Source organism: Permianibacter aggregans (assembly GCF_009756665.1).
GTDB classification, from domain to species: domain Bacteria; phylum Pseudomonadota; class Gammaproteobacteria; order Enterobacterales; family Permianibacteraceae; genus Permianibacter; species Permianibacter aggregans.
Genome location: NZ_CP037953.1, coordinates 1725635 through 1740245 on the forward strand (window position 1 = coordinate 1725635; position 14611 = coordinate 1740245).

13 protein-coding genes are annotated in these 14611 nt (G+C 53.6%); 7 read left to right on the forward strand and 6 right to left on the reverse strand.

Annotation, left to right across the window (positions count from 1 at the left end; translation table 11 throughout):
* Positions 1-12: 12 nt before the first annotated feature.
* Positions 13-339 (reverse strand): thioredoxin TrxA, encoded by a 327-nt coding sequence (trxA, locus tag E2H98_RS07965; protein ID WP_133588174.1) that lies wholly within the window; start codon positions 337-339, stop codon positions 13-15.
* A gap of 116 nt (positions 340-455) precedes the next feature.
* On the opposite strand from trxA, the gene rhlB reads away from it, so the two are divergent.
* The 4 genes from rhlB to E2H98_RS07985 all read left to right on the forward strand — a co-directional run bounded on the left by rhlB (position 456) and on the right by E2H98_RS07985 (position 5061).
* Positions 456-1736, forward strand: a complete 1281-nt coding sequence (gene rhlB, locus E2H98_RS07970) for an ATP-dependent RNA helicase RhlB (RefSeq protein WP_133588172.1) — start codon at positions 456-458, stop codon at positions 1734-1736.
* Between the two features lie 17 nt (positions 1737-1753).
* Positions 1754-3268: a Ppx/GppA phosphatase family protein gene (locus E2H98_RS07975; RefSeq protein WP_133588170.1), complete on the forward strand. Its 1515-nt coding sequence runs from the start codon at positions 1754-1756 to the stop codon at positions 3266-3268.
* 52 nt (positions 3269-3320) lie between these two features.
* Positions 3321-3986, forward strand: a complete 666-nt coding sequence (locus E2H98_RS07980; RefSeq protein ID WP_133588168.1) for a HEPN domain-containing protein — start codon at positions 3321-3323, stop codon at positions 3984-3986.
* 247 nt (positions 3987-4233) lie between these two features.
* Positions 4234-5061, forward strand: coding sequence for an alpha/beta hydrolase (locus E2H98_RS07985; RefSeq protein WP_133588166.1), 828 nt, complete (start codon positions 4234-4236; stop codon positions 5059-5061).
* An 86-nt stretch (positions 5062-5147) separates the two neighbouring features.
* Here E2H98_RS07985 and E2H98_RS07990 read toward each other — a convergent pair whose 3' ends face one another.
* From E2H98_RS07990 to E2H98_RS08005, 4 genes are all read right to left on the reverse strand, one after another.
* On the reverse strand, positions 5148-5597 hold the full coding sequence (locus E2H98_RS07990; RefSeq protein WP_133588164.1) for a PaaI family thioesterase: 450 nt from the start codon (positions 5595-5597) through the stop codon (positions 5148-5150).
* A gap of 47 nt (positions 5598-5644) precedes the next feature.
* Positions 5645-8170, reverse strand: coding sequence for a bifunctional lysylphosphatidylglycerol flippase/synthetase MprF (gene mprF, locus E2H98_RS07995; protein ID WP_133588162.1), 2526 nt, complete (start codon positions 8168-8170; stop codon positions 5645-5647).
* Positions 8171-8259: 89 nt separating this feature from the next.
* Positions 8260-8793, reverse strand: coding sequence for an SRPBCC family protein (locus E2H98_RS08000; RefSeq protein WP_133588160.1), 534 nt, complete (start codon positions 8791-8793; stop codon positions 8260-8262).
* Positions 8794-8877: 84 nt separating this feature from the next.
* The gene (locus E2H98_RS08005; RefSeq protein WP_133588159.1) at positions 8878-9600 is read right to left on the reverse strand and encodes a tRNA1(Val) (adenine(37)-N6)-methyltransferase; all 723 of its coding nucleotides are present in this window, start codon (positions 9598-9600) and stop codon (positions 8878-8880) included.
* Between the two features lie 110 nt (positions 9601-9710).
* Here E2H98_RS08005 and rmuC point away from each other — a divergent pair, with 110 nt between their 5' ends.
* The 3 genes from rmuC to E2H98_RS08020 all read left to right on the forward strand — a co-directional run bounded on the left by rmuC (position 9711) and on the right by E2H98_RS08020 (position 12651).
* Positions 9711-11150, forward strand: coding sequence for a DNA recombination protein RmuC (rmuC, locus tag E2H98_RS08010; RefSeq protein WP_133588157.1), 1440 nt, complete (start codon positions 9711-9713; stop codon positions 11148-11150).
* Positions 11151-11156: 6 nt separating this feature from the next.
* Positions 11157-11870 (forward strand): queuosine precursor transporter, encoded by a 714-nt coding sequence (locus tag E2H98_RS08015; protein ID WP_133588155.1) that lies wholly within the window; start codon positions 11157-11159, stop codon positions 11868-11870.
* A gap of 622 nt (positions 11871-12492) precedes the next feature.
* A complete protein-coding gene (locus E2H98_RS08020; RefSeq protein WP_157591296.1) occupies positions 12493-12651 on the forward strand; it encodes a hypothetical protein in 159 nt (52 codons plus the stop codon).
* 46 nt (positions 12652-12697) lie between these two features.
* On the opposite strand, the gene E2H98_RS19455 is transcribed toward E2H98_RS08020, so the two are convergent.
* Entirely contained in the window at positions 12698-14590 is a 1893-nt protein-coding gene (locus E2H98_RS19455; RefSeq protein ID WP_162848148.1) for a M20/M25/M40 family metallo-hydrolase, read from the reverse strand.
* Positions 14591-14611 lie beyond the last annotated feature (21 nt).

Below are 14611 nucleotides of genomic sequence, written 5' to 3' on the forward strand. Positions count from 1 at the left end.
CTCAAAAATTCATCAGATATTGCTGTCGATGAATGCCGTCAGTTGCGACTTCGACAGCGCACCGACTTTGGTCGCGGCGACCTGACCGTTCTTGAACAGCATCAGCGTCGGGATGCCGCGAATGCCATATTTCGGCGCTGTTGCCGGGTTCTCGTCGATGTTAAGCTTGGCGACCTTGAGCTTACCGGCGTATTCGCCAGAGATCTCGTCCAGAATTGGCGCGATCATACGGCAAGGGCCACACCATTCGGCCCAGTAGTCGACCAGGACCGGGCCATCCGCCTTCAGGACTTCGGCTTCAAAGCTATCGTCGGTTAAATAGGTAATATTTGAGCTCATGGCATACTCCGAACCGGCCACCACAGGAAAAATGAGCGTCCGGTGATTGAATTAAACCGCTATTTGAAAGCAATCGGCGTCGACTTGGCAAGCCCAGCGACCCATGACAGGACAGCATGAGTACACATCTAACCGATATACGTTTCACTGATATGGGGCTGCACCCCAATCTAATCAAGGCATTGAACGAACTGGGTTACCAGCAATGCACACCCATCCAAGCACAAACGCTGCCGCTGCTGATGCAGGGCAAAGACATCGCCGGCCAGGCCCAGACCGGCACCGGCAAAACGGCGGCGTTTCTGCTGGCGGCGTTTCATGACCTGCTGACGCTGCCGGAAATCGAAGGCCGCCGCCCGAACGAACCACGCGTGTTAATCATGGCTCCTACGCGTGAACTGGCGATTCAGATTTATAACGACGGTTTGAAACTCGCCAAACACACGGGTCTGAAACTCGCTGTGGTGTACGGTGGCGCCGGTTATGAAGAACAGCGGCGCAACATCGAGCAAGGCGTCGATGTCTTGATCGGCACCACTGGTCGCTTGATCGATTATTACAAACAGGGTTGCTACGGTTTAGAGGCCATCGACGTTGTCATTCTCGACGAAGCCGACCGCATGTTCGACCTGGGTTTCATCGCCGACATCCGTTACCTGCTGCGCAAAATGCCACCGCCGCACGATCGCCTGAACATGCTGTTCTCAGCGACGTTCTCACAGCGCGTGCTGGAACTTGCCTACGAGCACATGAATGACGCCGAACATATCCGCGTCGAGCCGGACCAAATGACCGCCGGCAAAATTCGCGAGCGTATGTTCTTGCCATCCTACGAAGAACGCATTCCGTTGTTGCTTGGTTTGTTCGACACGCTGAAACCCGAGCGCGCGATTGTATTCCTGAATACCCGTCACGGCAGCGAAGACGTCTGGGCGCATTTGGCCGCTTATGGTTTGAATGCTGGCTTGCTGACCGGCGACGTGCCGCAGAAAAAACGCATCGCGTTGCTGGAGCAATTGAAAGCTGGCGAACTCGCCGTGCTGGTCTGCACCGATGTAGCCGCTCGCGGTTTGCATATCGAAGGCGTCAGCCACGTCTTCAACGTCGATCTGCCCGATGATGCCGAAGATTACGTGCATCGCATTGGCCGTACCGCTCGCGCCGGCAGAGAAGGTGATGCCATCAGTTTTGCTTCGGAGAAAACGGCAATGAACCTGCCGGCGATTGAAGACTACATCGGCCACAAAATTCCGGTTGAGCCGATCACGCCGGATCTGCTGCGAGAACCCGTTTCACCAAAGCACATGATTCCACGCAGCCCGGCTCATCGCGAACAACGCGCGCATCGCCGTAACACCGGTGGCGGTGGTCAGCGGCGCGGTCCACGTCGTCGTTAAAAAAACGGAAACCACGCATGCCGAAACGCAGCTTGCAGGAATGGCCGCCACAACATGACGTTGTCGCGGCCGTTGATCTGGGTTCCAACTCGTTTCACATGACCATTGCGAAAGTGATCGATGGCGGCCTGCTGACCATTGGCCGCTTGAAAGAGCGCGTGCAATTGGCCGCCGGGCTTTATGAAGACGATGTGTTGTCCGATGAAGCGATCATGCGCGGCGTTTCCTGCCTGCAAATGTTCGGTCAGCGCCTGAAAGGTATGCCACCAACCGCTGTGCGCGCGGTTGGCACCAACACCCTGCGCAAAGCGAAAAATGCCAGCACGTTCTTACAGCTCGGCAGTCAAGCCTTGGGCTTTCCGATTGAAGTCATCGCCGGAAAAGAAGAAGCGCGTCTGATTTACGCCGGTGTTGCGCACACCACCGCCGAGAAAGAGCGACGCCTGATTGTCGATATCGGCGGCGGCTCCACCGAAATCATTGTCGGCACCGGTTTTACCCCAGAAATTTTAAGCTCATTGCAAATGGGCTGCGTCGCGTTCGCCGGCAAGTTCTTCGAAGACGGGCAAATCAGCAAAAGCCGATTCAAGGAAGCACAAACCCAGTGCTACCTGGAGCTGCAAACCATCGAGCAGCAATACCGCCATATCGGCTGGAAAGCCAGCATCGGCTCCAGCGGCACCATTGTCTGCATCAGTGATGTGCTGCGCGCGCTCGGACATGAAGACGGCGTCATCAGTTTAAGCCGTTTATATCAACTCCGTGATTTGGTGCTGATGGCAAAAAATGCCAGTGAACTCAGCTTGCCAGGTTTAACCGAAGACCGCCGCTCGATATTTGCGCCGGGTCTTGCCATTCTGCTCAGTTGTTTTGAAATTCTCGGCATCATCGAAATGCGCGCCACCGATGCCGCACTGCGTGAAGGCCTGCTCTACGAATTGGTTGGCCGCTTCACCGATATGGATGTCCGCGAGCGCAGCATCTGGGGCCTCGTTACCCGCCATCAGCTCGATAAAGCACAAGCCGAGTTGGTGCGCGAAACCTGCGAAGACTTTTACCAGCGCGTTGCCGAAAGCTGGGCATTGGACGATCCAGAACTGCACGCGCTGTTGAATTGGTCGGCACTGGTGCACGAAATCGGCTTGGTCATTTCCTACGGCCAAATGCACAAACACGGCGCCTATATCCTTAGCCATAGCGATATCGACGGCTTCAGTCAGCAAGAAAAAGTACTGTTAGCCATTCTGGTGCGCGTCCATCGTCGCAAATTTGCGGTAGAAGAATTCAATAAGCTGCCAAAAAACCTGCGCGAAAAAGCCAAACGCTTGGCGCGCTTACTGCGCTTGTCGGTACTGCTCCATCATCGCCGCACACCCGACCCGCTACCAGAAATTGACATCGACGTTTACCAGGATGATATGCAACTGCATTTCCCTGATGGTTGGCTGGAGGAGCATAGTCTGGTCCGCGCCGATCTGGAGCAGGAACAGCATTACTTGAATATGGTTGGGTTTAATCTGAGTTGGGATTGAGTAGAACGAGAAAGCACTATTTGGTATTCAGTTAAATCGGAAGTCGGAAAATATGGACACAAAAGAACTAATACAAACTCAATTCAATACCTTATTGAGGCAAGGGGAAGAACTGCTAGGATTGGCTGGTTGGAACGGAAAGGAGACTACCCGTTCATCTTCCGAGCTGGACTACATGCGATTCCGTACTTCCGCGATTAACCTAGTACGAAGAGCATGTGGCGCTAATAGCGATCACTATGCTGCTCTGAAAGATTTAGCCGAGAACAATCACACTTCCACAACCTCTTACTATTTTACACATTGCTTAGGCATTCTACAGGCCGCGGCAAGCGATTTCGAGAACGGACTTTTATTTGATATGAAGGCATTAATTGCTGCGGACCTACTGGGTGACTTTGTTGAGCAAGCCGAACACTTACTTGCAAATGGTTACCATGTTCCAGCGGCCTCGCTGATAGGTGCAGTTCTTGAAGATGTGCTTCGTAAACTATGTGAGATGCATGGGATTCATGTTCCAGAGAAAACAAAACTGGATAGATTGAATGCTGACCTCGCAAAAGCCGAGATCTATAACAAACTTACTCAGAAACGAATTACAGCTTTAGCAGACATCAGGAATAACGCAGACCACGGACACTTTGATAAATTTCGTAAGGACGATGTCGAGGATATGGTTAAGTGGGTTCGAGGGTTTGCTGCAGACAAACTTCAATGAGAGCTTAGGAAGGGCTGAAGACTAAAGCGCAACCGTCACGACTAATGAGTTTCTTGTTTTCAAGAGGCCCGTAGGTTACTTAGTGCACACCCAACAAAAATTATTTCTAGCCATATAGTAAACGCTGTAGAAGTCCCGTAAATTTCAGCGTTAGAGCCAAAAGCAACTGGCACTGCATAAGCCAGTCGACGGCGATTGGCGCTAAAGGCAAAATGAGTTGCGCTGTGGATTTAAGGAAGAGATTCAGATGATAAAACCAATATTTGGCGCTCTGGCGCTAGTGCTCCTGGCAAGTTGTACAACGTTGAAAGTTGACGAGTCGGCGGTTTTTAAACCAAACCATTCAGGTTTGATTGAAGAGGCGCTGCCTGAAGGCTATCAATTGCGCGAGTTTAAATCCGCTCGCGGCGACGGTAGCCAACGCTATGGCATCTCGGTTGTCCACCCTAATAACAAAGCAACCGTGTTGTACTTCGGTGGCAATATGTTTGATATTCCGTCAGGTGCGGCTGGTGTCATCAAACGCCTGACCAAAGCGAACGTCAATCTGTATATGTTTGATCGGCGTGGTTATGGCTATAGCTCTGGCAAGCCAACTACCACATTAGCGTTAGCCGATGCCCTGGAGAATTTCGATTTTGTGCGAACCGAGGTACAAGGAAAGCTGATCGTTCATGGCATTTCACTCGGTAGTTTTGAAGCGGGCCATGTCGCCAAGAACCGCGAACTTGATGGATTGGTATTGGAGGGTTCAACCACCAATGTTGATGAATGGGCGCGCACCTTGGTGCCTTGGTATGCCAAACCTTTTATATCGGTGGAAGTCAGCGATGCCTTGCGTGTGGTCGATAATATTGCAGTAGTGCAACATCATAAGGCGCCACTGTTGGTCGTCGTTGGCGATCAAGATAACATAACGCCTGTCGCACTTTCGCAAAGGCTGTTTGATCAATCACAGTCCAGTGTAAAACAGCTATTTATTGCCAAAGGAATGGGGCATACGACGGCGACGCAACATAAGGATTTCGCGGGCATGTATAGCGACTACGTTCATAACAAAGTGACCGCGTTATAGTTACACCGTATCCAACCTGCGCGGATTTTTTTGCATTTTAGTATTAAGCCAGGAAGTTGGACAGCGCGCCCCAACCTCCTGGTGACTTAGCGATTCAGCGCTCTAACCTGAAACTCGCCTTTGGCGACAGCAACCACTTCTCCGTTGTTGTTGCATAGTTCACCATGCAGTTGAAATTTAGCTTTACCATCACGGTCGGCTTGTTCTCGCAGCTGCTTCAGACTTTCCTCATCTATACGCATCGTACAGGTCAAATCCGAACGGGCCGGTTGTTTAAATTCGATATGCAAATCTTTCAGCGTTGGGTAAAAGCGTTCGCGATCAAAAGAAACCAGCGCCAGCACGCCGCCGGTGATATCGGCCAGCGTGAACTGAGCGCCGGCGTACATGCTGTGCATATGGTTTTCGTTATTGGCCAGCGGCATCCGGCAGCGGGCAAAGCCGGGTTTGGCTTCTTCCAGGCTTAGCGCGCTGCGGGCGACAAAGGCGATGCGTTGTTCAACAAAGGTTTTCAGTGAGTCGTATTGTTCCAACATGGCGAGCTCCTTAACAATATGCACGCCACGACGAACTACCCGTGGCGTTACGTTTCCTGCTTCAATGGTTCACGTGACATCAATTCACTGACATCGGCCAGCACTTGCGGTAGCGGTGCTGTGCTCGAGGTAATCAAGTAACGGTCTTCCCAGACCGGACGGAATTTTTCCTTGAATTCGCGTACCGCGTCCGGTTGTTCGACATGGCGCGCGTGCCGCATCAGCGTGTGACCGATTTTGCTCCACAGCGCCGCCAGCGGGTGATCGCTCCAGTCGGTGACCGGCGCCAAGCCAAAGCAGAAGCGTTGGTAGCCTTCGGCACTGGCCCAGCGGAACAGCGCGATGTAAAAACTGACCAGCCAGCCTTCCGGCAAGTCACTTTCATGACGCAGTAAATCCACGGCCATTTCACGCTGGTCACCGCTGCACATCAGGCTGGCGAAACCAACCAGCTTGTCTTGCCAATACAGCATCGCGTGCGGCAATTGCATCAGGTAGTTGGCGTCAAACTGGCCCAACACAAAACCCTGCTCTTCCAATTCGCGCGCCGCCATCCAGCGATCGGAAATGGCTTTCATTTCCGGCAAACAGGCCGCGACTTTATCGGCGCTCAGCACTTCAATCCGGAAGCCTTGGGCGAACACCTGCTTGTGCTGCTCGGCCAGCTCCAGCGAAATGTGATCGTCGAGCATAGCCAGATCAACCACCGCTTCCTGACCCAGCTTGTGCGGCACCAGGTTCAGCTCGTAATAGGTCGAAAGCTTTTCCGGCCTTGCCATGAAAATCACTGGTCGGCGCCGAACGTGGTCAGCGCGCTCACGGAATTGCCAGAGCAGTTCCAGGTGTTCCGGTTCATCGCCGACCGGATCGCCCAGCGCAATCAGGCTGCGACCATTGGCGACATACATGACAAATGCAGTGTAGTCCGGATTACAGATAAAGCGTTTGTCACCGAGCCGGGAAAGTTGCGCCAACGCGGTTCGACTGCGTTCCAGCATGTGATCGAGCTGGCCGCTGTTCGGTGCCGGTACCGTTTGCCGTACTGGCGAGCGGAACACACGCACCAGCGCAACGATGATGATCGCCAATGGAATTGACAGCAGCGAGCGCCAGCTGCGGGCTTTTTCGTTCATCAGTGCGATCTGGGTAAACGGCTCGATACCAGTCGGGATTTCCCGGTAGGAAAAATATGTCAGCCAGAGACTGATCAGCACCACCGAGCTGATCGCCATCAGCCAACCGGTGGAAAATGGCGAGCGAATCACCGAGCGCTGGCGGTGGAAATGCACGCCGCTTGGCATCAATGCCAACCAGACCAGCACCAGCGGCAACAACACCAGCAACTGCATACCTTTGGTGAAGGCCAGCAATGCCGTGAACGGCAACAGCCATAGCGCCGCTTTAAACGCGTTCTGGCTTTGCCGGACCAGACTGCGGGCCAGCAGAATCAGTAACAAGGCACCAAGCGCAGCGAGAAAATGGGTGGTTTCCAGCAGCCACAGCGGTACGACTTCGGCAATCGCGACCAGCCGGTCAAGCTTTGTCGGTGTTGCTACCGAGAACAACACAATAGCGCCGCAGGCGAATACGGCAAACCCGAGCATGGTCGCCAAAAAGCCGCGGGCTTCCGGCTGCACCCGGTCATGCGCCCGTTTCATCAACTGCAACAGTTCGTGACCACCGAACAACAGCAGCGCGGTGATAAATGGCAGCACATAGTAAGCAACGCGATAGGCAATCAAGGCGCCGAGAATTTGCGGCTCCGGGATGTGATCTTTCAACAAGAACGTCACGACGCCTTCGAAGATGCCGATGCCGCCCGGCACGTGCAGCATGACGCCGAGGATATTGCCGGCCATGAAAATCGGCAGCACTTGCAGAAAATCCGGCCGCGTTTCCGGCGGCAGCAGCGCATAAAGCACGCCGGCAGCGAGCACCCAGTCGAGACCGGCAATCAGGTATTGCAAGACTGAAATACGAAAGCCGGGTGAACGAATTTCAACACCGCGCAGCACAATCGGCTTGCGCCAAAAAACCGGAATCAGGAAATACGACATTGCCGTAGCCAGCGCGACCCAGCCGAGCGAGTTCAACACCCAAGGCGGCAGGTCGATTCCCGGTGGCAGCGCTGGTGGTGAAATGACCACGGCCAAACCACCGGCGAAAAAAAGGCCCAAGAAAAACGTGATGCTGCAGAACATGACGAGCTGGGCGATTTCGCCGGTATTCAAACCCCACAGCGAATACAAACGGTAACGAACGCTGGAGCCGGTAACGAGCGCAAAGCCGAGATTATGGCTGAAGGTGTAACCGACAAACGATGCAAGTGCGGTGCGGTGATAAGGCAGTTTTCGTTTCAGGTAAACCAGCGCCAGCGCGTCATAACCGGTCAGCAGAATGTAACTGGTGGCCGTCAAGCCAAGCGCGATACCCACCTGCCACCAAGGCAGATTATGCAGGTGTTCGACAATGTCTTCGTAACGATAGCGCTGGGCGATTTTGAACAAAAACTGCAACGCAAACGCCAACAACCCCAGGCTGATGACTGCGCCTAATAGCGTACGCCAACGCATCGATGAAGCACTCCTGAAACCTTGCTACTGCCATCTGTACATGGCAGAAATAAAAAGCGGGCGATGGTGGCTCGCCCGCTGTGACGAACTTACTTTTCCAACGTGGCTTTCAGTTGATTCAAGCCCTTTTCGTAATCGGCGCCGATCATCTGATCGAACAATAAAAAGCCAAACCAACGACCGACCACATCGTTGCCAAAATCGGTACTGAACGCCCAGGTGACTTCGGTGCCCTGCTCAACGGCTTTCAACCGATATTCGGCATCGGCGCCGCCCTGACCGACAAATTCCAGCCGGGCCCGAATCAGTGTGTACGGCGTCGACTCAACGATTTCCTGTGAACCGGCACCGACATTCGGGTCTTCACTTTTCCAGATCATCTTGGCGCCCGCACCGGTGGCCGGGCCTTCGTAGCTGTACTGGGCTTTCGGGTCCATGCCATACCACGGCGACCATTCATTGAACTGCTGCAGATCGTTGAGCTTGTTGAATACCTGCTCCGGGCTGGCATTGATCACGACACTGCGCTCGACCTGCACGCTGGATGGCAACAAAAAGCCAATGCCAGCCAGTGCCACCATCAGCACCACCACGGTGATCAAGGCATATTTCAGAAACTTCATACGTCCCTCCTGGTTGTTATTCGTGGCCCAAAATCCCGTAAAGGATAGCGGTAAGTGGTGGAATTCCAAAGCAAAAACGGCAGATCACAAGGAGGCGTAATACGGCTGCAACAAACGATGGCAGACTTCGCTGTAGTTGGGGTATGGCTGATAAATCACCAGTTCACGTTGCTGCAGCGCTTGCGCTTGCTGGCCAAGCTGGAAAATCAGCCGGTCGACCGGCTTGTGCGGCAGGTTGCGCAAGCCAATTCGTTGCTGAAGATGCAAGCCGGTGTCGTCCATTGCTGCCCGCAAACGTGCTTCGGCGCTGTCGGGTAACAATAACCATAGCTGGCCGCGTTCGCTGAGCAAGCGCTCGGCCCCGGTCAATAGCTCAGTGAGCGGTAGCGCATCGTCATGACGGGCCAAATGACGCGCTGCATGATCCGCCGCCATCGAAGCAGAAAAAAACGGTGGATTGCTGACGATGCAGTCATAGCGCTGTGGGCAGCGTTCGACAAAGTCCTGAAAGCGCGCCGCATGCAAATGCAGGCGTTGCGCCCAAGGGCTGCGTGCGAAGTTGTTGATGGCGTCGGCCAGCGCACCTTCGTCGCATTCGACGGCATCGATATGCACGGCAAAACGCTGCGCCAGCATCAAGGCCAACAAGCCGGTGCCGGTACCGATATCGAGCAGACGCCTGGCGGTGCCTGCTTCGACCAATGCGCCAAATAAACAGGCATGGGTCGTTACCCGCATGCCGGCCTGGTGCTGCTCGACCCGGAATTGTTTGAAATTGAACCAGGGGTTATGTTTTTTTCGCGTCATGGACCGCTATCACCTCAGCCGCGATCTTAACGCGGGCGCAGACCCTGCGCTCGCCTGCGCCGATAATGATCGGCACAATACCGCCATTCCTCGATTCAAAAGGCCCGTTCATGCCCCTGACCACGATTTTGCTGTTGGTGTTGATTGCCCTTGCGGCGCTCAGCGTGTTGTTACTGTGGCAGCAACGCCGCCAGGACAACTCCGTCGCGATGCGCGAACAGACCCAGGCCCTCAGCGAGCAACTGCGCGAGTTGAAAGAACATTGGCGTCAGGAAATGGAGCGCAACAATCAACATCAGCGCAAAGAACTCGCCGACAACATTGAACGCCATGCCCGCGCCGCGCAAGACAATCAGAATCAGCATGCGCAAGCGACGTTTCAACAACTGGCAACGTTGCAGAGCGAGCTCAATCAGCGCTTTGAACACCTGCGCGAAACCGTTGGCCAGCAATTGGAAAAAGCGACGATTGCCGATCGGGAAGGCCGCGATAAGCTCGATCACGCCTTCGCCCGTTTCCGCACCGAATTGACCGAAACGCTGAAAGCTCTAGGTGTCAGTTCCGAACAAAAGCTGGAGCAAGTGCGCACGACAGTCGAGAAGCAATTGTCGACGCTGCAAGCCGACAATAATCAAAAACTCGAACAGATGCGTGCTACTGTCGATGAAAAATTGCACGCAACTTTGGAAAAGCGCCTGGGGGATTCGTTCAAGCTGGTCAGCGAGCGGCTGGAGCAAGTGCACAAAGGCCTCGGCGAAATGCAGCAACTAGCCACCGGCGTTGGTGACTTGAAACGCGTGCTGACCAACGTTAAAGCGCGCGGCACCTGGGGTGAGGTGCAACTCGGCGCGTTGCTGGAACAAATTCTGGCACCGGAGCAATTCGAAGCGAATATTGCAACCGGCGCCAAATCCTCAGAGCGAGTCGAGTACGCGATCAAGTTGCCGGGCCGTCACGACGATACGCCAGTGTACTTACCGATTGATGCCAAGTTTCCGATTGAAGATTATCAACGCCTGCTCGATGCTCAGGAGCGCGCCGATTTGCCAGCCATTGAAGAAGCAGGGAAATTGCTGGAATCGCGCCTGAAACTGGAAGCAAAAACCATTCGGGAAAAATACTTGAATCCTCCACATACCACCGATTTTGCCGTGCTGTATTTGCCGACCGAAGGCTTGTACGCCGAAGCGCTGCGTCGGGCGGGACTCGCCGAATGGTTGCAACGCGAACATCGCGTAACGATTGCTGGCCCGACAACGTTGGCAGCGATGTTGAATTCGCTGCAGATGGGCTTTAAAACCCTGGCCATTGAAAAGCGCTCCAGCGAAGTCTGGCAAGTGCTGGGCGCCGTAAAAACCGAGTTCACCAAGTTTGGTGATGTGCTGGCAAAAACCAAGAAGAAACTGCAAGAAACGGTCAACACCATCGATAGTGCCGAAGTACGCAGCCGTGCCATCTCACGCAAGCTGAAAGGCGTAGAAGCCTTGCCCGGCAGCGAATCGCAAGCGGTACTCGATATGCCGGATGATAACGATAACAACGACGAGTAAAACGCCATGAACGAGCAGGCCATTCCGGTTTCGATTACCACCAATCAACCATACAAGTATTTTTCCTATGTCATGGTGGGTTTTGTCACGGTATTGCTTTGCTCGAATCTGATTGGCCCGGCCAAGATCGCGGAAGTGGCCGGCTACACCTTCGGCGCTGGCGTGCTGTTCTTTCCGTTTTCGTATATTTTCGGCGACGTGTTGACCGAGGTGTACGGTTACGCGCGTGCTCGTCGCGTCGTGTGGACCGGCTTCGCTGCGTTGGCGTTTGCCACCATTATGAGTCAAGTCGTGCTGGCGTTTCCGCCAGCACCTGGCTGGGCAGATCAGGCTGCTTTACAAACGGTATTTGGCACCACTTGGCGTATCGCCTTGGCAAGTTTGATCGCGTTTTGGGCCGGGGAGTTTGTAAATGCTTACGTGATGGCGAAAATCAAAGTCTGGATGACGGGACGCTTGCTATTTGTCCGTACGATTGGCTCAACCATTGCCGGCCAAGGTGTTGATTCGCTGTTGTTCTACTCAATTGCGTTTTATGGGCTCTGGAGTAATGAGCTGCTGTTGACGGTGATGGTCAGCAACTATTTGTTGAAGGTGCTCTGGGAAGCCTTGATGACACCGTTCACCTACAAGCTCGTCGGCTTTCTGAAACGCCATGAGCATATTGATGTCTACGACACCCAAACCAATTTCAACCCGTTCGCAAAGGTAAGCAAGTAGGTGCGAATTCATTCGCACAAATAATAATGAGCGCCACTCCTGATGATTGTCCGAATGAATTCGGACCTACCTCCGCGCTTCTCAGCCTTCTGAAGCAACATGAGCATGTTGCCGTCAACAGCACCAAAGCGGACTTTAACTTTTCGCAAAATCCCGTTCGTAGGGGCGAATTTATTCGCACAAATAACGGTGAGCGCCACTCCTGATAATTGTCCGAATGAATTCGGACCTACCTCTGCGCTTTTCAGCCTTTTGAAGCAACATGAGCACGTTGCCGTCAACGGCACCAAAAGCAGACTTTAACTTTTCGCCAAATCCTGTTTGTAGTTGCGAATTCATTCGCACAGATAACGCCGATCGTTCCTCCGAATTATTGTCCGAATAAATTCGGACCTACTATGGTGCCGAGAGTTTTCCATTTTGACGTTGGATTATTTCCGTGTTGGGTTCAACAGCTCATCGTTCCATCTGTTCGGAAGTTTTTATCGCATTCTACTTGGACATGACGGCGTGTTCCTCGTATATCTGGAAGGCATCGATCGAGAAAAGGCGAGTTGGGCGCGCTGAATGCGCCCGAGCTCAGCGCATTATTTCCCTGCCAACACAGACAACAGGGACTGCCATGAACCCGAAACTTTCTCACCCCCACATTGGGCCGACTCCGTCGGCCACTTTTTTCGAATCCAATGATCAACGCGAGCGTCAGGAAGATAATCTTTACCTGATTGGACTTGCGGTGGTGTTTATCATCGTAGGCATTCATGCTTTGCTGACCGCCTAAAAAAAGGCGTGAGCAAGCTCACGCCTCTGACTACACATTCTCCTTCTTACGGAAAGGTGATCTTCCAGCGATCGATGTAGCCGGTATCAACCCGGGCCAAGTCGCGAACGCGCAGGTTCCAGGTGCCCGCCCGTGGTTTGCTGCCAACATTGACCGAATAGGTCTGGTTAATGTTGTCAGCGGAACCACCGCTACGGTTATGGACGTTGTAAACGGTACCATCCGGGGCAATGACATCGACAATCAAATCGCCGATGTAGGTATGCACAATCGCCACCTCAACGCTAATCGTGCCGGCATTGCCGCTACCGGTTACCGCCAGCGGGCTTTGCACGCCGGTGCTGTTGTTATCCGGGATGTTGTAGTTGTTGATGTTCTCGAACGAATCACCACCACCAGTGCCATCCTGATAAGCGCCTTTCAACGTCACACCCGAGTAATTGCTGTAGGCACGCAGCATCACGTAGTAGCGACCGGTTTGCGGAGCCGCAAACGAGCAGTTCTCGACATTACCGTTGCGATACGGCCGGCAATCGTAGCTGCTGGTTGTCGGTTTGCTGCCGAAACGTACATACATATCGGCATCACCGGAGCCACCGGAAATATCGAACGCCAAGTTGCTGGAGCCGGTTGGCACATCCAGGTAGAAATGCCGCTCTTGGCCTTGACTGCCACTTAGATTCGACACTGGCACATTGTTTTGCAGTTCGCCTTCATCAGGTGGTGGTGGTGTCGTGCCGGTTTTGCCGGTTTCGTAGGCGAACGCGACACCGAGTTTGGCGAACGCTATCGAATGATTGGCGGTACCACCCGATGCACTCAGCGTATCGTTAACGGTGTGCAGATTCGGATTGGTTTGATTGAACGTGGTTTCGGCATACATCGCCGAGGGAAAACCAGCGCGATTCCACGAGGCATGATCCGAACAGCCGTAACCACAACGGGTGTCGCCGCGTGTCAACCCGGTCGGTGCCAGATAGGCATCAAACAGATCGCGCAAAAACTGAATCAAGGTGCTGTTGCCGTTATCGGTCATGATCCAGACATCAGCGCCGGTGCCCGCGTAATTGGTCATGTCGAACTGAACTACGGCGTAGACGTTTTTGCTCTGACTCTGATACTCATTGGCAATCGCCTGTGAACCGCGCAAGCCCACTTCTTCTGCCGCATAAGCCATAAATTGCACGGTGCGTTGCGGCCGGAAATTATTGGCCATGGCTACGCGCAACACCTCGGTGATTACCGACACGCCCGAAGCATCGTCATCGGCGCCCGGTGCCCGCGAATTGGTGGTCATGCCACCGATAATCGAATCGGCGTGGGCGCCCAACACAACAACTTCATTGGGCAGCGTTGAGCCGGGAATGGTCAAGATAACGTTTTGCTGAATACCGCAAGTACTGCAGCTTTTCAGCTCAACGCTGATGTCGGAACGAGAGCTGGCGATCTGCGCCCATTGGTCGCTTATCCATTCCGATGAACTTTTTCCGTAGCTGGCGTTGTAATAGCGATTCTGGAACGCCGATAAATCGGTGATCATCTGGCGTAGTCGGGATTCACTGACTTGCGATAGCAACGGTGTAACGACCGACTGCTGATCAATCGTATACGTTGCCAGCGTCAACAACGGCTGCTCCACCGGCTGCAACGCTTGCATGGCTACCGCCAAATTTTCATGCGCAAAAAACCCACCACAGCGGTGTTGTTGTTCGTGCATGAATTGCGAAAGCTGCTGCAGCTGCTGATCATTCAAACGTAACAACACAGTATCCTGTTGCACCGCAATTCTTTGCGGTTGTTCGGCGCTCATTCGAAATTGTGCTTGCCAGCTTTGCCAATCGCTTTGCGCCATGCTGATCAGGTGTTCTTCAGCCGATGCAGGCGTCATGAACTGCGCGACACCAAAAGCCGCCGCGAGTAATGGTAATAATCGTTTCACGTCAACACTCCTGTTCCAAGC

What these genes read in the sequence shown, in the direction of transcription:
- rhlB (WP_133588172.1), top strand. Translation starts at nt 456, where the DNA reads ATGAGTACACATCTAACCGATATACGTTTCACTGATATGGGGCTGCAC.
- E2H98_RS08005 (WP_133588159.1), bottom strand. Translation starts at nt 9,600, where the DNA reads ATGACGCGAAAAAAACATAACCCCTGGTTCAATTTCAAACAATTCCGG.
- mprF (WP_133588162.1), bottom strand. Translation starts at nt 8,170, where the DNA reads ATGCGTTGGCGTACGCTATTAGGCGCAGTCATCAGCCTGGGGTTGTTG.
- E2H98_RS07985 (WP_133588166.1), top strand. Translation starts at nt 4,234, where the DNA reads ATGATAAAACCAATATTTGGCGCTCTGGCGCTAGTGCTCCTGGCAAGT.
- E2H98_RS07975 (WP_133588170.1), top strand. Translation starts at nt 1,754, where the DNA reads ATGCCGAAACGCAGCTTGCAGGAATGGCCGCCACAACATGACGTTGTC.
- rmuC (WP_133588157.1), top strand. Translation starts at nt 9,711, where the DNA reads ATGCCCCTGACCACGATTTTGCTGTTGGTGTTGATTGCCCTTGCGGCG.
- E2H98_RS08020 (WP_157591296.1), top strand. Translation starts at nt 12,493, where the DNA reads ATGAACCCGAAACTTTCTCACCCCCACATTGGGCCGACTCCGTCGGCC.
- E2H98_RS08000 (WP_133588160.1), bottom strand. Translation starts at nt 8,793, where the DNA reads ATGAAGTTTCTGAAATATGCCTTGATCACCGTGGTGGTGCTGATGGTG.
- E2H98_RS07980 (WP_133588168.1), top strand. Translation starts at nt 3,321, where the DNA reads ATGGACACAAAAGAACTAATACAAACTCAATTCAATACCTTATTGAGG.
- E2H98_RS08015 (WP_133588155.1), top strand. Translation starts at nt 11,157, where the DNA reads ATGAACGAGCAGGCCATTCCGGTTTCGATTACCACCAATCAACCATAC.
- trxA (WP_133588174.1), bottom strand. Translation starts at nt 339, where the DNA reads ATGAGCTCAAATATTACCTATTTAACCGACGATAGCTTTGAAGCCGAA.
- E2H98_RS07990 (WP_133588164.1), bottom strand. Translation starts at nt 5,597, where the DNA reads ATGTTGGAACAATACGACTCACTGAAAACCTTTGTTGAACAACGCATC.